This window comes from Plantactinospora veratri (assembly GCF_036421995.1).
Classification (GTDB): Bacteria; Actinomycetota; Actinomycetes; order Mycobacteriales; family Micromonosporaceae; genus Plantactinospora; species Plantactinospora veratri.
This window is the reverse complement of the sequence record NZ_JAZGQL010000012.1, coordinates 210,581-230,683: the sequence shown is the minus strand read 5'-3', so window position 1 is coordinate 230,683 and position 20,103 is coordinate 210,581. Positions and strand designations below refer to the sequence as shown.

14 protein-coding genes are annotated in these 20,103 nt (G+C 72.3%); 2 read left to right on the top strand and 12 right to left on the bottom strand.

Annotation, left to right across the window (positions count from 1 at the left end; genetic code table 11):
- Nucleotides 1-8 precede the first annotated feature (8 nt).
- Genes V1634_RS17840 through V1634_RS17830 form a run of 3 tightly spaced genes read right to left on the bottom strand, consistent with a single transcriptional unit; the run spans nucleotide 9 to nucleotide 3,133 of the window.
- The gene (locus tag V1634_RS17840) at nucleotides 9-872 is read right to left on the bottom strand and encodes a carbohydrate ABC transporter permease (RefSeq protein ID WP_331208973.1); all 864 of its coding nucleotides are present in this window, start codon (nucleotides 870-872) and stop codon (nucleotides 9-11) included.
- Entirely contained in the window at nucleotides 872-1,852 is a 981-nt protein-coding gene (locus tag V1634_RS17835) for a carbohydrate ABC transporter permease (RefSeq protein ID WP_331208972.1), read from the bottom strand. Before V1634_RS17835 ends, V1634_RS17840 begins: the two co-directional genes overlap by 1 nt.
- A 6-nt stretch (nucleotides 1,853-1,858) precedes the next feature.
- Complete coding sequence (locus V1634_RS17830) at nucleotides 1,859-3,133, bottom strand: ABC transporter substrate-binding protein (RefSeq protein ID WP_331208971.1); 1,275 nt, start codon at nucleotides 3,131-3,133, stop codon at nucleotides 1,859-1,861.
- Between the two features lie 165 nt (nucleotides 3,134-3,298).
- Between V1634_RS17830 and V1634_RS17825 the strand changes: the two genes are divergently transcribed.
- On the top strand, nucleotides 3,299-5,290 hold the full coding sequence (locus tag V1634_RS17825) for a beta-galactosidase (RefSeq protein ID WP_331208970.1): 1,992 nt from the start codon (nucleotides 3,299-3,301) through the stop codon (nucleotides 5,288-5,290).
- 160 nt (nucleotides 5,291-5,450) lie between these two features.
- Here the strand turns inward: V1634_RS17825 and V1634_RS17820 are convergent, their stop codons facing one another.
- The 6 genes from V1634_RS17820 to V1634_RS17795 all read right to left on the bottom strand — a co-directional run bounded on the left by V1634_RS17820 (nucleotide 5,451) and on the right by V1634_RS17795 (nucleotide 14,903).
- Nucleotides 5,451-6,107 (bottom strand): MFS transporter, encoded by a 657-nt coding sequence (locus tag V1634_RS17820; protein ID WP_331208969.1) that lies wholly within the window; start codon nucleotides 6,105-6,107, stop codon nucleotides 5,451-5,453.
- A gap of 96 nt (nucleotides 6,108-6,203) precedes the next feature.
- Nucleotides 6,204-7,424, bottom strand: a complete 1,221-nt coding sequence (locus tag V1634_RS17815) for an ROK family protein (RefSeq protein ID WP_331208968.1) — start codon at nucleotides 7,422-7,424, stop codon at nucleotides 6,204-6,206.
- Between the two features lie 175 nt (nucleotides 7,425-7,599).
- The gene (locus V1634_RS17810; RefSeq protein ID WP_331208967.1) at nucleotides 7,600-8,196 is read right to left on the bottom strand and encodes an O-methyltransferase; all 597 of its coding nucleotides are present in this window, start codon (nucleotides 8,194-8,196) and stop codon (nucleotides 7,600-7,602) included.
- Nucleotides 8,197-8,235: 39 nt separating this feature from the next.
- Nucleotides 8,236-9,402 carry an AAA family ATPase gene (locus tag V1634_RS17805; RefSeq protein WP_331208965.1) on the bottom strand — a complete coding sequence of 389 codons (1,167 nt, stop codon included), beginning with the start codon at nucleotides 9,400-9,402 and terminating at the stop codon, nucleotides 8,236-8,238.
- Between the two features lie 154 nt (nucleotides 9,403-9,556).
- Nucleotides 9,557-13,318 (bottom strand): CARDB domain-containing protein, encoded by a 3,762-nt coding sequence (locus V1634_RS17800; RefSeq protein ID WP_331208964.1) that lies wholly within the window; start codon nucleotides 13,316-13,318, stop codon nucleotides 9,557-9,559.
- A 400-nt stretch (nucleotides 13,319-13,718) separates the two neighbouring features.
- On the bottom strand, nucleotides 13,719-14,903 hold the full coding sequence (locus V1634_RS17795; protein ID WP_331208962.1) for a serine hydrolase domain-containing protein: 1,185 nt from the start codon (nucleotides 14,901-14,903) through the stop codon (nucleotides 13,719-13,721).
- A 337-nt stretch (nucleotides 14,904-15,240) separates the two neighbouring features.
- On the opposite strand from V1634_RS17795, the gene V1634_RS17790 reads away from it, so the two are divergent.
- Nucleotides 15,241-16,230, top strand: coding sequence for a DUF5954 family protein (locus V1634_RS17790; protein WP_331208961.1), 990 nt, complete (start codon nucleotides 15,241-15,243; stop codon nucleotides 16,228-16,230).
- Nucleotides 16,231-16,305: 75 nt separating this feature from the next.
- Here the strand turns inward: V1634_RS17790 and V1634_RS17785 are convergent, their stop codons facing one another.
- The 3 genes from V1634_RS17785 to V1634_RS17775 form a co-directional block, all read right to left on the bottom strand.
- Nucleotides 16,306-17,022: a hypothetical protein gene (locus V1634_RS17785; protein WP_331208960.1), complete on the bottom strand. Its 717-nt coding sequence runs from the start codon at nucleotides 17,020-17,022 to the stop codon at nucleotides 16,306-16,308.
- Nucleotides 17,023-17,173: 151 nt separating this feature from the next.
- Entirely contained in the window at nucleotides 17,174-19,498 is a 2,325-nt protein-coding gene (locus V1634_RS17780) for a rhamnogalacturonan lyase (protein WP_331208959.1), read from the bottom strand.
- A gap of 133 nt (nucleotides 19,499-19,631) precedes the next feature.
- Nucleotides 19,632-19,988, bottom strand: a complete 357-nt coding sequence (locus tag V1634_RS17775) for a DoxX family protein (protein WP_331208958.1) — start codon at nucleotides 19,986-19,988, stop codon at nucleotides 19,632-19,634.
- Nucleotides 19,989-20,103: the final 115 nt, after the last annotated feature.

The window sequence follows — 20,103 nt, the reverse complement described above, 5'->3', positions numbered from 1 at the left end:
GGCGTCGGTCAGCCCTTGATCCCGGTCGCCATGATCCCGCGCACGATCCAGCGTTGGGCGACCAGGAAGACCAGGGCCAGCGGGACGACCGAGACGACCGCGCTGGCGAAGAGCGCCGGCAGGTTGATCGCCTGGGCGGTCAGGTTGGTCGACATCGCCACCTGGACGGTCCAGAGTGCCGGGTCCTGCCCGATCACCAGCGGCCAGAGGAACGAGTTCCAGTGCTCGATGAAGGAGAGTACGCCGAGCGCGGCGAGCAGCCCCGCCGAGTTGGGCAGCGCCAGCCGCAGGTAGACGCCGAGGTGGCCGAGCCCGTCGATCCGGCCGGCGTCCTCGATCTCCTGTGGGAAACGCAGGTAGAAGCCGCGGAAGAGCAGCACGGCGAGGGCGTTGAACAGCCCCGGCACGATCAGTCCCCACAGCGTGTTCACCCCGCCCAGCGAACCGACCACCACGAAGGTCGGCACGAAGGTGGCCGCGCCGGGCACCATCATGGTTGCCACGACCAGCAGGAAGACCGGTCTTGCCGCGGCGACCCGGATCCGGGCCACCGCGTAGCCGGCCATCGAGGCGAACAGCGTGGAGATCGGCGCCGAGACGATCGCGACCACTGCCGAGTTGAGCAGTGCCCGGCCCAGCGGGGCGCTGCTGTTGGTGAACGCGTCGGTGAAGCCGGTCAGGTCGATCCGCTCCGGCCACCAGCGCCACTCCAGGGCGCCGAGTTCGGCCTGCGTCATCAACGAGTTGCGCAGCAGCAGATAGAACGGCAGCAGGAACGGCACCGCGAAGACGACGGCCGCCAGGTAACTGCCGATCCGGGCCCGGCCGATCGGACGGGCGGTACGGCGGCGCGGGAGGCGGTCGTCGCTCATCATCCGTCCCTCCGGCCGAAGCCGACCAGCCGGCCCTGCACCAGGGTCACCAGCACGATCAGCAGGGTGACCACGAACGCGCCGGCCGAGCCCAGGCCGTAGTCCTGCTGCACCAGCGAGACGTCGTAGAGGTAGACCAGCGGCGGGCGGCCGTCCGGACCGGGCGCGCCGGCCAGGCCGGTACTGAGCAGGTTGTAGAACTCGTCGAACGCCTGGAATGCCGCGATCACCAGCAGCAGGGTCACCGCGACCGAGGTGTTGCGCAGCAGCGGGAAGGTGATGTGCCGGAACAGCCGCCACTCGCCCGCCGCGCCGTCGACCCGGGCCGCCTCGTACAGCTCGCCGGGGATCTCCTGCATGCCGGCCAGGAACAGGATCATGTAGAGGCCGATCTGCAACCAGAGCCGGACGGTGATCAGCACGATCCAGTACAGCGGCGGGTCGACGGTGGCGATCCACGCGGTCGGCTCCTGGCCGAAGAGGGCGGCCAGCGAGTTGGCCGCGCTGGACGGTACGCCGCTGAACAGGCTCATCTTCCAGATCAGCGAGGCGACCACGTAGGAGACGGCGGCCGGCAGGAAGAAGGTGGTCCGGAACAGTGCCCGACCCCGGCGCAGCCGGTTGACCAGTACGGCCAGCCCGAGCGCGATCGCGAAGGTCAGCGGCACGATCACCAGGGTGAAGACCACGATCATCGACAGCGAGGTGCGGAACCGCGGATCGCCGAAGAGGGTCCGGTAGTTCGCCAGCCCGGCCCAGTCGCCGAGCGCGATGGTGCCCCGGGCGTTGCTGAAGCTGAGCAGCAGTCCCCAGCCCATCGCGACGTACCTGAAGAGCAGCAGCCCGACCACCAGTGGCGCGGTCAGCAGCACGAAGGCCCGCCAGGCCGACCAGTCGACCCGGCGGCGCCCGGCCGGCGCGGGCGCCGGCCGGGCCGCCGGCCCGGTGTCGGTCTGGAGTGGACCGGTACGCACGGACACCGGGCCTCAGACCGTGGGCAGCTTGTCGAGCGCCTCCTGGGAGCGGCCCGCCGCGGCGGTCAGCGTCGCCAGCGGGTCGGCGTTCTTGCGGATGATGTCGGAGGCGGCATCGTCGTACGGCTTGCTGACCGTCGGCGCCCAGAGCGCGGTGGTCCGGGTGCCGTACTGGTTGAGCAGGTCCACCACCTTCTTCGCCGGCCCGGTCCGCAACGGCTCGGCCTGGGCGGCCAGGCCGGCCCGGGGCGGCACGTGGAAGCCGTAGCTCAGCGCCCAGTCCTGCTGCACCTCGTTGTTCTGCAACCAGAGCCACTGCACGTACTTCTTGGCCTCGTCGACGTGCTTGCTCTTGCCGTTGACCACCTGGGACCAGCCGCCGAGGATCACCACCGGCTTGCCGGTCGGGCCGTGCGCCGGCCACGGGACGAGGTCGAAGTCGTCGCCGAGTTCCTTGCTGATCCGGGGCAGCGCCCAGAGCCCGCCCCAGGCGATCGCGGTGGCGCCGGTGATCAGGGCGCCGGGGTCGTACCACTCGGTGGCGTAGCCGAGCAGCATCGACTTCTCGGTGAACATCCGGCGGGCGACGGCGAAGGCGTCGGCGATCTCCGGGGTGGCGTAGCTGACCTTCCGGTCGGTGAGCACGGCCTGGCCGACCGAGAACGGCAGCACCCCGCGCATCCCGGCGAGGCCGTCGTTGCCGACGAAGATGCCCTTGGTCTTGCCCTTGGTGAGCGCCTTCGCCGCGGCGACCAGGTCGGTGAGGGTGGCCGGTGCCGCGAGACCGGCCCCGGCGAGCAGGCTCTTGCGGTAGTAGAGCAGCATCACGTCGATGATCATCGGTACGCCGTACGCCTTGCCGCCGTGGGTGAGCGGGCTGAGCGCGTGCGGGTTGAGTTCCGCCTTGGCCGGGCCGAGGATGTCGTCGAGGACGGCGACCTGCTGCTGCGCCACCATGTCCGGGGTGACCTCGTTGATCTCGTACACGTCGGGGCCCTCCGGGGTGAGCACCGACGACTGCCACTTCGTCTTGTAGTCGCCCGGCACCCAGGTCACCTTGACCGCGACGTCCGGGTTCTGCTTGGTGTAGTCGGCGGCGTAGCGCAGCGCGGCCTCCCGGGTGCCCTGCTCGCCGTACTCGTGGTACCAGTGGTTGAGGGTGACCTTGGCCGACCCCCCGCCGCCGGTCGGGTCGGACTGGCAGGCCGGCAGTACGGCGCCGCCGACGACCAGCAGCGAGCCGCCGAGGAAGCGCCGTCGGGACAGGCCGGAACGGGTACCGCTCATGGTGCGCCCTCCTTCTCGCGCGGCAACGGCGCGGGCATTGGAGCTGGTGGATGGCGTCGCTGGGGTGAGCCGTAGCCTAGGCTTCTGCAACTACTTCGTCAAGGACAAAGAATAAGCCTCTGTGGTCGGTTGACGGCCCCGGCGTCCAGGTCGGACGATCTAGCCATGGCCTTCGATCTCCCGGCCCTGCCCGGCTTCGCCTTCGGCGGCGACTACAACGCCGAGCAGTGGCCGGAGCAGGTCTGGGCCACCGACGTCCGGCTGATGAAGGACGCCCGGGTCGGCCTGGTCACCGTCGGCGTCTTCGCCTGGGCGATGCTGGAGACCGAGCCCGGCCGCTACGACTTCGACTGGCTCGACCGCCTGCTCGACCTGCTCGCCCGGCACGGCATCGCCGCCGACCTGGCCACCGCCACCGCCGCCCCGCCGCCCTGGTTCAGCCACGCCCACCCGGAGTCGCTGCCGGTCGGCCCGGACGGCAGTCGGCTCTGGTGGGGCAGCCGGCAGGCGTTCTGCCCCAGCTCACCGGCGTACCGGGCGGCGGCGGTGGCGCTGGTCGAGCGGCTCGCCACCCGCTACGCCGACCACCCCGCACTGGCCATGTGGCACGTCAACAACGAGTACGGCTGCCACGTCGCCCGCTGCTGGTGCGACACCTCGGCCGAGGCGTTCCGGAGCTGGCTGCGCGACCGGTACGCCACCCTGGACGCGCTCAACACCGCCTGGGGTACCGCGTTCTGGTCGCAGCGCTACACCGACTGGGCGCAGATCCTCCCGCCCCGGCAGACCCCGAGCTTCACCAACCCCACCCAGCAGCTCGACTTCCACCGCTTCTCCTCGGCCGAACTGCTGTCCTGCTACCGGGCCGAACGCGACGTCCTGCGCCGGCTCAGTCCGGGCGTACCGGTGACGACGAACTTCCTCGTCGACCGCTGGAGTGTGGACTTCTGGGCCTGGGCCGGCGAGGTCGACGTGGTCGCCATGGACCACTACCTGAGCGCCGACCGCGCCGACCCGTACGCCGATCTCGCCTTCATCGCCGACCTGGCCCGGTCGCTGGCCGGCGGCCGGCCCTGGGCGCTGATGGAGCACGCCGCCAGTGCCGTCAACTGGCAGCCGCGCAACCTCGCCAAGCCGCCCGGACGGCTGCGCCGGGACTCGCTGGCACACGTGGCCCGGGGCGCCGACTCGGTGCTCTACTTCCAGTGGCGGGCCTCCCGGTCAGGGGCCGAGAAGTGGCACTCCGGCATGGTGCCGCACGCCGGCACCGACACCAAGGTCTGGCGCGAGGTGGTCGCGCTCGGCACCGAACTCGACGAGCTGGCCGAGATCGTCGGCAGCGAGGTCGTCGCCGACGTCGCCATACTGCTCGACTGGTCGAGTATCTGGGCCCAGCAGCATCCCAGCCAGCCCAGCGTGGACGCCGAACCGGTGGCGCTGCTGGAGCAGTGGCACCGGGTGCTGCGTACCGCCACCGTCACCTGCGACTTCGCCCGGCCCGGCGGCGACCTGCGCCGGTACCGGCTGGTGCTGGTCCCGGCGCTGCACCTGGTCAGCGACGCCGACGCCGACAACCTGGCCCGGTACGTCGCCGACGGCGGCACCGTGCTCATCGGCCCGTACGCCGGGGTGGTGGACCCCGACGACCGGATCCGGCTCGGCGGGTACGGCGCCTGGGCTGAACTGCTCGGCGTACGGGTCGAGGAGTTCTTCCCGCTCGACGACGGCCAGCGGGTACCGCTCGACGACGGCACGTACGGTCGACTCTGGACGGAGCTGGCCACCGCGCAGACCGCCGAGGTGCTGTTGACGTACGCCGCCGGACCGCTGGCCGGCGCTCCGGCGCTGACCCGGCGGCGGCACGGCCTGGGCACCGCCCACTACCTCGGTACCCACCTCGCCGACGCCGACCTCGGGCGGCTGCTGACCCGGCTCGCCGGCCGGGCCGGCGTGGTGCCGGTGCTGGCCGCCCCGCCGGCCGGGGTCGAGGCGGTCCAGCGCCGGCATCCCGACGGCCGCCGCTACACCTTTCTGGCCAACGACACCGACGGCCCGGTCGAGGTGACCGTCGACGGCCGGGTGCTGCGCGGCGCCGAGCCGGTGCCGGGCGGCGTCCGGATCCCCCCGCGCGGCTTCGCCGTGCTCCGGGCCGGCTAGCGCCGCGACGGCACCGGGCGCGTCGAGTGGTGCTCGGGTGCCTCGGACAGCCGGTGGCGAATGTCGACGTTGAGCGGTGGCCCGCCGAGCGGCGCCGGTTGCATCGCCGGATCGAGCGGTTCCATCGGTCTGGCCGGACTGCCCTACACCGCCCGTTTCGTCATGCCAACGGTACGGCCGGCGGCTGAGCCGGCGGGGACGCGTGCCGCACCAGCACGACGATCCCGCTCACCGCGGTGGCCAGCAACGCCGCCGCCCCGAACGGCACGGCCAACATGACAGGCCACCGCCAACCGAGCGTCTGGCCCAGCAGCGCCCCAGCCACGGGTCCGAGAGCCAGCCCCACCACCACCGCGCCGGCGACGAGTGGCACCGTCCACGCCCGCCGTGCCCGCACCCGCGCAACCAGTGCGGCCGTGACACCCCAGGCCAGAGCGGCCCCGAACCCGGTCACCGCGCGGCCGACCAGCAGCGGACCGCTCCCCGGGGCCAGCGCCGTCAGCAGCGATCCGGAAGTCAGCAGCACGATCGCGGGCAACGTGACGGCGGTCGGCCAGCGCCGGCCGACCAGGGCACCGACCGGAACCGCCAGCACCGCCGGCAGCAGGTAGGCGACGAAGATCCAGAGTGGTACCGACGCCGGCAGATCCATGTCCCGCTGGATCGCGATCCATGCCGGCCCGATGATGACGGCGAGCATGAAGGCACCCAGCGACGCGGCGAGTGCCGGCCCGATCAGCAGCCAGACCGGGCCGACATCGCGGCGTGGGTCGAACGGGGGAGGCTGGTTGCCGGTGCTGGGAAGGGGTGAGGTCACCCCAGGGAATATACGGACGCGGCTCTGTGGCAGGTAGTGGCGTCGACCCGGTCGAACGCGGCGAGCAATCGGGCGCGCAGATCCGCCGCCGGGACGTCAGCGTTGCCGGATGAGGCCGCCGGCGGTGGTGCCGATGCCGGCGAGGAACCGTTTGAGGGCGAAGGTCGCCGCCCCGAGACTGACCGGGTTGCCGGGGATCCGGCAGAGCGTGATCTCGGTCGCCGCCAGCGGGCGGCTCAGCGCGTGCTGGGTCACCACCGCCCGTACCTCCGGCAGCAACGCCTCGCCGAGCCGGGCCGCGACCCAGCTGCTGAGCACGATCACCTCCGGGTTGACCAGGTTGACCAGGTCGGCGACGGCGACGCCGAGATAGCGGGCGGTCTCGGTGACCACCTTGGCGGCCACCGGATCTCCGGCGGCGACCCCGGCGGCGAGCGCCTCGATGGTCGAGGTCTGGTCCTCGGGGTGCAGCAGCGCGCTGTCCGGCGCCAGGTCGCGCAGCGTCTGCATGATGCCGGGTGCCCCGACGTACGTCTCGACGCAGCCACGGCTGCCGCAGTGGCAGAGCCGCCCGTCGACCACCAGCGTGGTGTGCCCCCACTCCCCCGCACTGTTGGTGGCGCCCCGGTAGAGCGTCCCGCCGAAGGCCAGGCCGGCGCCGACCCCGGTGCCGAGGTTGACCACCACCACGTCGTCGCGCCCCCGGCCGGCCCCGAACCACAGCTCGGCGACCACGCAGGCGCGCAGCGGGTTGTCCAGATAGAGCGGCAGGTCCAGCGAACCGGCGAGCAGGTCGCGCAGCGGTACGTCGTGCCAGTCCCAGTTCGGGGCGTACACCGAGACCCCGCCCTCGCGGTCGACCTGGCCGGGCACGCTGACCCCGACCCCGAGTACCCGATCCGGGTCGACGCCGCCCTCGGCGAACGCCGCGCCGACCGCCGAGGCGATGTGCGTCACCACCTGCTCGGGCCGATTCTCCGTCGGGTGCAACTCCTCCTCGACGCTGGCCAGCACTCCCAGCCCGGCGTCGAAGAGGTCGACGTGCACGTACGTCTCGGCCACGTCGACGCCGACCAGCGCGCCGCCGGCCGGGTTGACCGAGACCACACCCCGGGGCCGCCCTCCGCCGGAGTCCTGGTAGCCCACCTCGACCAGCAGCCCCAGCTCCAGCAACTCGCCGATCAGGTTGGCCGCGGTGGCGAGGCTGAGCCCGGTGTCCTGGGCGATCTGCTGCCGCGACACCATCGGTACGCCGATGATCCGGCGCAGCACCTCGAAACGGTTGGCGATCCGGATGTCCCTGGAGGTGCGCTTCACGGCGAAACTCTAGACCCTTCGTGGCCGGCATCCCGGCGGACCCGGCGGCGGCTGATGCTCGTCGAAGACATCGACTAACTCTTATGATAAGCAGACGAGATAGTGGTCGCGCCAGGGTCGGCGTGCCCGGACCGGATGGCGCCGGCCCCCCACACAGCCGGTCGGCGGAGGCCGGTCAGGGGCGGCGGGTGCCGATCACCGTCGAGAGATCCGGCGCCAGCCGGACCTCGGTGGCGAGCAGCGCCGGATGGTCGAGCCAGCCCAGCCGGGCCGCGTCCGGCGCGGGACCGAGCATCGGCGGCCACCCGGTCAGCGGCGTGAAGTCGTCGACCACCACCGACCCGGCCGGCCGGAGCAGCCGCTCGGGATCCGCCGCCACACCCTGCTTGCCGTTGCCACCACCGTCGAGGACCAGCAGGTCGAACGGGCCGTACGCCTCGATGCGGGTCCAGTCACCGGAGACCACCTCGACCTCCGGGACGTCGGCGAAGAGCCCGGCCACGCGTTCGGCCCGCTCGGCATCCCGCTCGACGCTGACCACCCGGACCCCGGGCCGCCGGCCGGCGACCAGCCAGGCCAACCCGACGCCGCAGCCCGTACCGGTCTCGCCGATGACGGTGGTCGCGCCGGCCGCCAGCGCGGAGAGCAACCGCCCCTGTTCCAGCCGGCACGAGCACCCGAACCCCAGCTCCTCGGCGAGCGCCACCGCCGCCGACACGATCGGCGGCAGCCCGGTCACCCCGGCATAGCTCGCGGTGCCGCGCCTCGACACGTCGTCACCTCCCCACCCCTGCGGGAAAACGCCCGCTGCCTAGCGCTTCGGCCACTGCCATGCCGGTTCGTCCAGACGCCCCCGCCCGGCCACCCGGGTCTCGCCGAACTCCTTCACCAGCTCGATCGTGCTCAGTTCGGCCGCGTCGTGCTCCAGCGCGCCGGTCAACGCCCGGGAGTGGCTGACCACCACCACCTGGGTACGTGCCGAGCCCGCCAGGATCAGCCCGGCCAGCGGCCGCAGCAGCTCCGGATGCAGGCTCGTCTCCGGCTCGTTGAGTACCAGCAGCGCCGGAGGTCGCGGACTGAGCAGCGCGGCGACCCAGAGCAGGTACCGCAGCGTGCCGTCGGAGAGTTCCGCACCGCCGAGCGGGCGCAGCAGGCCCGGCTGGTGCAGCCGCACCTCGAACCGCCCGGACTCGACCCCGATCGCCAGCTCGGTGCCGGGAAACGCCGTGTCCACGGCGGACGCCAGCGCCGAGGCGTCACCGGTCTCCCGGATCGTCTGCAACGCGGCGGCCAGGTCGGCGCCGTCCGGGCCGAGCACCGGGGTCCGGGTACCGACCTGCGGCTGCCGGGCCGGTGCGGCCACGTCGGTACGCAGATGGTCGTAGAAGCGCCAGGAGCGAATCCGCTCGCGTACGGTGAGCAGCTCCGGAGCGCGCTGCGGATCGGTGTACTCGCTGAGCATGCTGTCGAACGGGTGCACCGCGTCCGGCACCGCCAGCCACGAGCCGCCGTCGCGGAGCCGCAGCGCGGTCCCGGCGCGTTCGGCGAGCAGCGTCGACGGGCGCAGCAGCGGCCCGGACCAGACCGCCTCCCGCTTGACCTCCGGATCCCGGGTGAAGGCCGAGTTCTGCGACGGCGGAGGCAGCCCGAAGTCGACGGCGTAGCCGAAATCGTCCCCGGCGAAGCCGAGGCGCAGGCTGACCGGGCCGCGCCGGACCGTACCCTGCACCGGATGCTCACCGGCCCGGACCGCCCGGCCGATCGTCTCCGGCCCCGCCCAGAGCGTCGACGGCAACCCGCCCTCCCGGGCCAGCGCCGCGACCGCCCCGTTGCGGGCCGAATCGGCCAGCAGCCGCAACGCCCGGTAGAGGCTCGACTTGCCGGTGCCGTTCGCCCCGGTCACCACCGTCAGCCGGCCCAACTCCACGACCAGGCTGCGCAGCGACCGGTAGTTCTGCACGGCCAGGGTGCGGATCACCCGCCCAGGTTACGGCTCCGCCGACCGGCCCGGGGCGCGGACACCGCCCCGCCGCCGGCCGGAGGAGATGCGCCGACCGGCCACGGGCGGCTCCCGGTGCCCGGGAGGTACGCCCGTGGCCGGTCAGGCCCGGAGCCGATACCTCGGCGCAGGTTCAGTCGACGGCCGGTTTGCGCGGTTGCCGGAGGGCCGGCTGCCCACCGGTGATGGTGAAACTCGACCCCGGCTCGACCACGATGTTGCCGGTGGCCGAGTTGGTGATGGTCACGTTCGACAGCGTCGCGCTGCCGCGCGCCCCGTTCATCGCCAGGATGCCGGCGCCGTTGTTGGACCGGTCGATCCGGACGTTGCTGATCACGACGCCCGGCATGTTGCCGCCACCGGTCTTGAACTGGATGCCGTCGTACGTCGAGTCGACGATCTCGGTGTCCCGGATGGTGACCCCGACGATGTCCCGGGTCGCCGGGAAGAGCGTGATCGCTCCGAACTTCTGCTGCTCGCCCCAGAAGGCGCCGCCGGTGCGGTAGAGCCCGTTGTTCGCGATCAGCGTCTGCCCGGAGAACGGCAGCGGGTCGTGGTCGGTGGCGAGCATGATCCCGGGGTAGTTCATCGTGTCGTAGATCAGGTTGTTCTCGATCCGGTTGCCGTACCCGCCGTAGACGGCGATGCCGTTGGCCCGCCACGGCAGCTGGATCGTGTTGTTGACGAAGGCGTTGGAGTGGCCGATGTCGACCGAGGTGTCCCGGACGTAGCGGCTGGCCCAGACCGCCAGGGCGTCGTCACCGGTGTTCCGGAACGACGAGTTGAAGACCCGCGAGTTCCGGGTGCCGTTGGTGAAGTTGATCCCGTCGGCGTACGTGTTGCGGATCCGCATCCCGGTGAACTCCAGCCCGTCACCGGGACCCCAGAGCGCCGGGATGTTCTCGTAGTCCCGGCCCACCCAGACGCCGACGTTGGCGTGCTCGATCCAGACGTTGCTGATCCGGGTGCCGACACCGAACCGGCCGTTGAGCCCGACGCCACCCTCGGCACCGCCCGGCCCGCCCCGGATCCGGCCCGAGCCGAAGATGGCGATGTCCGAGATCTGGGTGTTGGCGTCGATGTCGAAGCCGAAGTTGCCTTCGTGCGGGTGGTTGATCCCGCCGACCACCAGGTGCGGTTCGGTCAGCGTGTAGAGCTGCGAGTGCCACATCCCGGCACCCCGGATGGTGACGTTGCTGATCCCGACCTGGTTCCACTGGCCCCGGTTCAGCGGGTCGTCGGTGAGGATCTTCTGCTCCTGGCGCCACTGGCCCGGCGGGATCCAGACACAGCCGATCACACCGTTCTGGTCGTCGGTGACCGCCCGCTGGATCGCGGCGGTGTCGTCGAGACCGTCGTTCGGCACCGCGCCGTACTGCGTGATCGACGTGCAGCCGGCCGGCTGGCTCGCCGCCGGGGCAACCTGCTCCAGGTCGACCAGGTCGATGATGTAGAACGCGGCCGTGTCGCCCGCGTCCCGCTGGAGCCGGAACCGGGTGCCGGCCGGGTACGACTGGGCCAGCAGCGCGTTCGCCTCGTCGAAGAGCCGCCGCGCGTCGCCACCCGGGCTGTTCGACAACCCCTCCGGGTCGTCGGTGTTGCCGTACAGCCAGCTGTGCCGGGAGGAGAGGGTCAGCTTCCGCAGGAAGGTGTCGTTGACGTACAGGCTGATGGTGGCCTCGATGCCGCCGCCGCCCGGCGCGTCCGGGATGGAGTTGCGCACCACGATCGAGTTCGCCGCGTTGGTCGAGGTGAACTCGACGAACTGGCCGGTGCTGTTCAGCCGGACCGACCTGCGCCCCGAGGACTCGGTGCCGAAGTTGGTGTGCCCGAAGGTACGCAGCGGGTCGGCCTCCAGCAGGGTGCCCTGGTAGCGACCGGCCTCCGCCTCGTACGACACGTACGGCACCGCCGCACCGCGCCCGACGACGATCGACTGGGTGCGTACGTTGTTGCCCTCGTTCGTCTCCGCGACCACACCGGTCGCGTCGGCGGTGGCGGTGATGGTGGCCCCGCCACTGGTGGCGGTCCAGCTTCCGCTGATCGCCACGGTGCTGGTCGCACCCGCCGCGATCGACGGGGTGTTGGTGTTCAGCGTGGTGCCGCCGACCGTGACCCGGGTGACCGTGGTCGCGCCGGTCGCGGCGGTACCCCTGTTCTGCACCGACACCGTGAAGGTCACCGCGGCCCCGACCGCCGGGTTCGGCGGGTTCGAGGCGATGCCGGTCACCTGGAGGTCCGGGCCGGGTGCCTGGCCCACGACCAGCGGCGACGGCGCGGTGAAGCTGTTGTTGGCGTCGTTCTGCTCGACGATCGTGTTGGTCGGGTCGACCACCGCGACGACCGGGTAGCTGCCCATCGGCCGGGTGCCGGCGTTCACCGTGACGGTCGTCGAGGCACCGGCGGCCAGCGCGGGCACCGGGGCGCTGCCGGCGACCGTGCCGCCGAGGCTGATGTTGACCGTGGTCGCGGCGGCCGCCGCCGAGCCGTTGTTGCGGACCGTGGCCGAGAGGGTGACCGGGGTGGTCTCGCTCGGCGCGGCCGGCGTCCAACCGGTCGAGGTGACCACCAGGTCCGGGTTGGGCGCGGGGGTGCCGCAGACCTCCAGCTCGGCGACCTGGCCGGACGGGGCACCGGTGTTGGAGTTGAACCGGAGCTGCACGTCCGCCGTGGTCGCGCTGACCGGGATCACCACCGCGTTGCTGCCCGCCACGAACTGGTGGTTCGCCGCCGGCACCAGGCTGGTGTAGGTCGTCGCCGCCTGGTCCCGGCCGAGCACCTGGAAGTTCTGGGTACGGGTGCCCCAGGCGGGATCCGGGTTCAGCTTCACCCGCACCGCCGTGATCGCGTGGTTGGCGCCGAGCGCCACCGTCAGGTGCTGCGGATATCCGGGCGCCCCCTCCCAGTACGTGCCGAGCGACCCGTCGACGGCGTTCGCCGGCACGAAGGTGAAGGTGGAGCCGCTGGCGGTGGCCGGCCTGCCCCGGGCCACGTTGACGCAGCCGGGCGGTTGGCTGCCGGTCCGGGTGACGGTGTTGCTGTTGCCGGAGAGGTTGCCGGCCACGTCGCGGGCCCGGACGAAGTACGAGACGGTGGTGTCGGTCGGCTGGGTGTCGTTGAAGCTGGTCACGTTGCCGAGCGAGGCGACCTGTGCGCCGTTGCGGTAGACGTTGTAGCCGGCCAGGCCGCTGCCGCCGGGGTTGTCGGTGGCGGCACCCCAGCTCAGCGCGATCGTCGTACCGGACTGGGTGTAGGAGAGCGTGCCGGGCACGCCCGGCGGGGTGGTGTCGGTGCCGCCGCCGTCCGGGCCGTAGACCTCCAGCTCGGAGATCTGCCCGGCCGGCCAGCCGCTGTTCGCGGTGATGGTGATCCGGACGTAGCGGGTGCTGGTCTGCCCGAAGGTGATCGTCACGGAATTGCCGTCGACCGCCGGGTTGAAGGTGTACGCCCGGGACGCGGCCAGGTCGCCGAAGGACGAGCCGTTGGTACTTCCCTGCACGCTCAGCGTCTGGGTACGGGTGCCCCAGCCGGCGGTCGGCAGCTTCAGTACGACCCGGTCGACCGGGACGGCCGAGCCGAGGTCGACCTGGAGCCACTCCGGGAAGGCGTTGTTGACGCTCTCCCAGTAGCTGCCCTGGTTGCCGTCGACGGCCCGGGACGAGTCGTAGACATCGGCGTGGCCGCTTTCCTGGGTGGGGCGGCCCTGCGCGAGGTTCCCCTCGGCCGGGGCGGCGGCCGGGTTCGGCCGGGCCACTGGGTCGGCCGCGACGGTCGGTTGGTGGGTGAGCTGCGCCGGGCCGGCCGCGTGCGCGGCGGGCACCCACAACGCGAGGGTGGCGATCACGGCGGCGGCGACCGTCGTCGCCGTCGCCGGGACCAGATCGGAGCGTCTCATCACTGTCCTTTTCGCTGAGGGACGGTGCCACGGGTGGCGGGGGCCACGGTCGCGGCGGCGGGGGTGGGCGGCGGTCCGGCCGCGTCGGGGTCGGTGGCGGCCGGATCGGTTTGCCGGGTCAGCGCGGTGGAGGTGGGGGTGAAGTGCTGCCGGACCACCAGCAGGAGGAGCGGCCTGTATGAAAGTTCCGCCTGTCAGTGTTAAACAGAGCAGCTATCTGTTCTGTTCTTGCAGGAGGTTGGCCAAAGGTTACCGGCGTGCTACCGGCGCGTCAACGCTTCCACCCCGATCGATGCCGGTACCGGGAAAGGCCACCGGCCCGACACACAGCCACCCGCCCCGCGACCGGCGGTCACGGGGCGGGTGGGGTACGCCGGCTACCGGCGCGATCGCGGCGCGGCTACCCGGCGCTGCCGCAGAGCGCCTCCGCCACGATCCCGTCCGCGCGGCGCAGCACCGCCGTTGCGGCCTCGTCCCCGGCCAACTGGGTGGTCAGGGAGAGCACGATCGCCCGCCGGCCATCCGTGGTGACGCCGTTGATCGTGCTCATCCCGGGCACGTCGCCGCCGTGGCTCCAGTAGCCGCCGCAGGCGTTCGGACTCCACATGATGCCGAGCCCGTAACGGGCGCCCGGCAGGTAGTCCTGGACGGTTTCGGCGAGCACGGTGCGGCGCATCTCGGCCAGCTGGGCCGGGGCGAGCAGCCGGCCCTGTTGCAGGGCCTGCCAGAATCGGACCAGGTCGGATGGGGTGCTGACCAGGTCACCGGCCGTGTAGGCCATGGTGGTGTTGAACAGGGTGGTGTCGTCCAGCGGCCCGCCCGGCTCCCACTGCTGGTAACCCCTGGCGTGCGGCCCCGGCAGGTGCACCCGGTCCCCCGGCGTGGAGGTCTCGGTCAGCCGCAGCGGCCGCAGGATGCGGTCCCGCAGTTCGGCCGCCCAGCTCCGGCCGGTCACCCGCTCGATCAGCATCCCGGCGAGGATGTAGTTGGTGTTCGAGTAGTCCCAGCTTGTGCCGGGGGCGAACATCGGCGGGTGCGCCATGGCCAGCGCGACCAGTTCCTCGGGCTCGTGGTGGTCGAACCGGTGCCGGGCGTACCCCTCGGCGGAGGCGAGTCCGGGCAGATCCCGGGTGTAGTTGTAGAGGCCGCTGGTGTGCTGGAGGAGCTGCCGGACGGTGATCCGCCGGCCGTCGTTGCCGTTGCCCGCCACCACGCCGGGCAGCCAGCGGTCGACGGTGTCGTCGAGCCGGAGCCGACCCTCGCCGACCAGTTGCAGCACTATCACCGCGGCGAAGGTCTTGGTGTTGCTGCCGATCCGGAAATACCCGTCCCGGGGTACCGGCGCACCCGTGGCCAGGTCTGCCGTTCCGGCCCGGGCATAGCTGTCGCGTACGCCGTCCCGGGCCAGCCCTTGCACCCCGGCGATGCCGAGGGCGTGCAGGTCGGTCACGCCGACCCGCAACCACCGTCCACTGTTGACGGATACGGACGCGGACGCCGGTGGCGCGACGGCGACGCCGAGCATCGCGGTCACCAACACCGCGACCGTCAGGCGCCGAGTGCCTCGACCGAGCTTTCTGGACACGTTGGTCTCCTCCCCCTCCGACCACCTGGCCCCACCCTAGGAAGCCGGTCGATGTGTCCACATCGGTGTTCGCCCCGAAGGGATGTCCCCGGCTCGGGCAGGTGGCCGAGCCAGCAGGATGGCGTGTCGCACTCCCCGTAAAGCATCCTAGGACAACCTTGGTGGACGGTCGCGGGTACGGCGAAGGTCCGCTCGGCTGGCCCTCCGCCCGCCGTGTCGACGGGTCGCGCTCCCACCCGGCGCCGCCGGCATCTGTACCAGAACGGTACGAGCGCGGTGGGCTGCGGATCAGGTACGACCGGGGCACACTGCGTGCATGACTCATCACGGTAGGCAGGTGCCGGATCATCTGCTGATCCGGATCACCCAACGGAACGATCCGGTATCGGCGGTCTCCGAGGACGACGCCCGGCGCCGGTCGCTCGCCTATCCGAAGCTGATGTGGGGAGCACCGGTCTTCGGGTACGCCGAGGAGGTGGCCGGCCGGTGGCGGATCCTCAGCCTCGGCGGCGACCAGCCGCAGGGCAGCCGGGACGGGCTCGGCTCGCACTTCCGCCGGCTGCTCAGCGAGACGCCGGAGACCGCCGGACACGCGACGCGACGCCGCGAGTACCGGGAGGCGATCCGGCTGCTCGACTGGGAGGTGGTCGACGATCTCACCGTGCACGGGCGGCGTTACCGGATCATCCGCGCCCAGCCGTTCATCCGGATGGGGCCGGACGGGCCCGAACCGCCCCGACCCACCGACCCGGACCCGTACCCGCCGGGCAAGACGCGCGGCGTCCGGTCCCAGGAGGAGGGCTTCGTCATCGACCCGACCGCGAGCACCGGGCTCTCCGACGGGCTACTGCGGATAGAGATGGTCCCCGCGTTCTACAAGGCCGGCATCGTCCCCGACGACGTCCGGGCCGACTCCCGCCGGGCGCTGGTCACCCACCCGAACGTGGTGCTGCTGCCGGTCGGCTTCACCATCGGCGAGTACGTGCGCGGGAGCTGGCAACCCCGGTCGTTCAGCACGTACCCGACACCGCAGGCCGCCCGCGACTCGGCCGCCTTCCGGTTCAGCGACATCGTCCCGCACGAGGACGCGTCGCTGGAGGAGATCCGGGCCGCGTACACCCGGGCGCTGGAGGAGTTCGAGGCACCCCGTACGGACGAGTTCGAGATCCGGGGCGTCCGCTGCCGGGTGACCCGGGTCGAGCGGTTCGTCCGGGTCGGCCCGGACGGCCCGGAGGGTCCCCGACCCTCCGACTGGGATCCGGAGCCGCCGCCGGAGCTGCACTGCCAGCAACTGCGCGAGCAGGGCCTGCTCCCCGACCCGGACTGAGCCGCGCGGGGGCCGACCGTCCGTCGCACCGGACGCACCCGGACCCGGAGCGGGCGCGGGATCGTCCGGATCCGCTCAGACGGTGCTGGGTCGGTCGGCACGGCGGGGCCGCCGCCACCGGTATCCGGCGACGAGTCCGAGCCCGGCGAGCGCCACGACCAGCAGCGTGCCGGCGACCAGCAACGCCCGCCGGGACGTGCTCGTCGCCTGATCCGGCGCCGCTTCCGAGCCGGCCGGCCCGGCCGCGGCACTCCGGTCGTCGACCGGTGCCGGGGCGGCCGCCACCTCGAACGGGTTCCGGTCCGGGTCGACCGGGACCGTCGGCGGCCGGATCGCGCCGGGCCAGTACTTCTCGGTCTCGGCCGCCTGGAGCGGCGCCGGCACGCCGAGCAGCGCCAGCCCGCCGGGCACGGTGAGGGTGCCGATCCGGTAGTCGGTGAACCGGCCCTGTACGGCGGTCACCGTCCAGGCACCGGCGTGCGGTACCGCGACGGCCGCCGCGTAGTGCGCCGGCTCCGGCAGTGCCGTAGCCGGGAACGACAGTGAGGCGCCCTTTCCGTCCTCCAGCCGCAACGCCACCCGGCCGAGATCACCCTCGTAGGGGTGGAAACCGTGCTGGAGCACCCAGAGCCCGATCGTGTAGCCCCGGCCCGGTTCCAGCCGCTCCGGCAGCGGGTCCAGCAGGGTGGCCGCCCAGTTGCCGGCCTGAGCGGGCGTCGGGGCGAGCAGTAGGGTGCCGGCCAGCGCGACCAGGGTCGCGGCGACGGCGGCGAGCATGCGACGGGTGCGCATCGTTGACCACCTCCACCGAGGACGAGCCGCGTCCCCGCCGCCCGGTTCCCGGCCCCGCCGGTACGCCGGAAAGTCCCCGGACGCCGACGGACCCGGCACTCCGGGTGGAGCGCCGGGTCCGTCCGGCGTCGCGCGGTGGTCCCGCCGCCGGTCAGCGGCCGGGCAGCGGCACCCGGGACCAGTCGATGTCCGAGCCCAGATAGAAGCTCGGATACGACGGCTGGTTGTACGTCGTCTGCTGCCGGGCCACTTCGACCCGGTACTGCGGATCGTGCATCAGCGTGTAGAGCTTGCGGTCGGTCAGCTCGGTGCTCAGGTAGATCCGGATCGCCGAACTGTCCACCGTGCGGACGAGCAGCTCCTCACGCCAGTCCCCGAGGACGTCGGCGACCAGGCCCGGGTTGCCCTTCGTCCCGTTGTTGGTCCGGGTTCCCTCGGCGGTGAGCAGCCGGCCCCGCTGCCAGTCGTCGATGGTCGGGGTCACCTCCTGGGCACCGTTGACGATCTGGGTGGTCATGTCGGCCGCCCATCGGATGCTCTGGTTGGTGCCCGGGATGACGGTGCCGAGCAGGTCGCCGTCGGCGGTACGCAGACCGGGCCCGTCCGGCTGGCCGCCGACCACGGTCGCCCAGGTCTCCAGGCCCGGCTCGGCGGGTACGACGTCGCCGACCATGCCACGTCCGGTGTCCACGCCGGTGTAACCGCCGTATATCACCTCACCGGTACGGGCGTCCCGCAGCGCGTAGCCGTACGGCGCACCGGTCGCGCCCTCGTGCACCATGAAGATCTCCAGCCCGGGACGGGCCGGGTCGATGTCGGTGACGTGCAGGGCGTCGCCGTGCCCGACCTTGGCCCGGGCACCCGGGTTGGCGCTGCCCGGGGGCAGGATGCCGTAGGAGCTGTAGAGCAGGCTGCCGTCGTGGTCGATGGTGGCGCCGCCGTAGACGATCTCCTGCTTGCCGTCGGCGTCCACGTCGGCGACGCTGAGCGAGTGCGCGCCCTGGGTGGTCAGGGTGCCGTACTCCGGGTCGGTGCCCTCCCGGCCGTGCGGGCCGTCGTTGAACGGGTTGCTCATCGGTACCCAGCCGCTGTCGACGTACCAGCCCTCGCGCAGCCGCCGGCCGTCCCAGCGGTAGGCGACCAGCGTGGCCCGGGTGTAGTAGCCCCGGGCGAAGACCGCCGACGGGTGCCGGCCGTCCAGGTAGGCCACTCCGGCGAGGAACCGGTCCACCCGGTTGCCCGGCTCGATCCGGCTCATCGCGTAGTCGCCCCACATCAGCCCGTCGTCGTGCCGGCCGGGCTTGTAGTGGATGGTCTGCAGCTCGCGGCCGGTCCCCCCGTCGAAGACGGTCAGGTATTCCGGCCCGTCCACGATGAAGCCCTGGAACGCCCGCAGCGCGTTGCGGGCGCTGCGCGCCGGGGCGTAGACGTCGAGGAAGTGGTCGACCAGCGCCTCGGCGTCCGGCCGGGAGAGCGGGTAGGTGTAGGTCGGGGCGAGTCCGAAGGCCTGCTCCAGGGTGGCCGGCCACCGCCCGGCGACCACCTCGGGGTGCCGGTGCCAGCCGAGGAAGAGGTCGACGAGCTTCTGCCGGTACTTCTCCGGGGTCAGCCGGTAGTCGTCGGTGTGCGCGTACCCGGCCCGGACGTCCTCGCGGGGCATCGTGACGTACCGCTCCGAGACGATCCGGCCCTGCCGGTCGTACCGGGTGACCTTGGTGCCGGGGGCCGTCTTGAGCATCATCTCGGCCCGGTTGTCGCCGTCGAAGTCGTAGACCAGGAACTGCGTGTAGTGCGCCCCGGCCCGGATGTTGACCCCGAGCGAGACGCGGTGCAGCAGGGTGCCGTCGAGTTCGTAGGTGTCGAGGTAGACCTCGCCGGTGTAGCCGACCTGGGAGACGTCCTTGGAGTTCGACGGATCCCACTTGACCACGTACTCGTACTGCCCGTCGCCGTCGACGTCGCCGACGCTCAGGTCGGACGCCGAGTAGGTGTACGCCTCACCGGTCGGGGTCACCCCGTCGGCCGGCTTGCGCAGCGGCAGGTCCCGGTGGCCCTCGGCCCACGGGGTCACGGCCGCGCTCCGGGCGCCCGTCCGGCCCCGGACCACCGCCGCGACCTGGTAGGCGGCGGTGCCGGTGCCGGCCCGGTCGAGATAGTTGGTGCTGTCGGTGACGGTGCCGATCCGCCGCCCGTCCCGGTAGACGGCGAAGTCGGCCCCGGTCAGGCCGGTACGGCTCCGGCCGGTCGCCTCGGCGCCGAGGAGTCGCCAGCTGAGGAACACCCCGTCGGGGGTGGCGACCGCGACGAGCCCGCGGTCGAGGCGTTCGAGGTGGGGTCCGGCGCCGTGTCCGCCGCCGCCCTGGCCGGCGGAGACCGCCGCCGGACTGCCGACCAGCAACACGGTCACCGAGAGGGCCGCGACGGCCGCCCGCGACAGCGAGGCGAATCTCCGGCCGCCCCTGGTTCGAGATCTCATGGGTCTCCAATGTGGGTCCGACCCGATCCTGCCGGTGGGACGAACGCGACCGGGCTGAAACGATACAACCCACTGAGAATTCTGGATCCCGGGCCGGCTTGTCAAGGTCGCACCCGCCCCGAACGGCGGCGTTTCAGCCGGACACCGCGATCTCCAGCACCAGGCAGGCGAGGGCGAGCGCCAGGAAGCTGCCGGCGTAACCAACGGTGCCGAAGACCCGGGCCCGCAGGTGCACGGTCACCGCCCCGACGAAGAACAGCACCAGGCCGGTCGCCGCGGCGAGCCCGACCGCCGGCACCCCGAGCAGGCCGAGCAGCAGCCCGGCCGCCCCGGCGGCCTTGAGCGCGGCGAGCGGCGGCAGCCAGGACGGCGGCACACCCACCCGGGCGGAGTTGGCGAGCACGAACTCCGTCCGGGCCAGGTCGACGGCGGCACTCCAGGCACAGGCCACGATGGTCAGCAGGGCCACCACGACGTACGCGGTCAGCACGGCGCACCTGCGGGCTGCCGGTGGACGGGCAGGGCCGGGCGGCTGGCGCGGGGCACCATCGGTAGTCTCACGGGGTCGCTCCCCTCGGCTCTCACGGACACGGTCGTCTCGGGCT

Coding starts and splice junctions, on each gene's coding strand:
- V1634_RS17840 (WP_331208973.1), bottom strand. CDS start 872: ATGAGCGACGACCGCCTCCCGCGCCGCCGTACCGCCCGTCCGATCGGC.
- V1634_RS17830 (WP_331208971.1), bottom strand. CDS start 3,133: ATGAGCGGTACCCGTTCCGGCCTGTCCCGACGGCGCTTCCTCGGCGGC.
- V1634_RS17825 (WP_331208970.1), top strand. CDS start 3,299: ATGGCCTTCGATCTCCCGGCCCTGCCCGGCTTCGCCTTCGGCGGCGAC.
- V1634_RS17800 (WP_331208964.1), bottom strand. CDS start 13,318: ATGAGACGCTCCGATCTGGTCCCGGCGACGGCGACGACGGTCGCCGCC.
- V1634_RS17785 (WP_331208960.1), bottom strand. CDS start 17,022: ATGCGCACCCGTCGCATGCTCGCCGCCGTCGCCGCGACCCTGGTCGCG.
- V1634_RS17780 (WP_331208959.1), bottom strand. CDS start 19,498: ATGAGATCTCGAACCAGGGGCGGCCGGAGATTCGCCTCGCTGTCGCGG.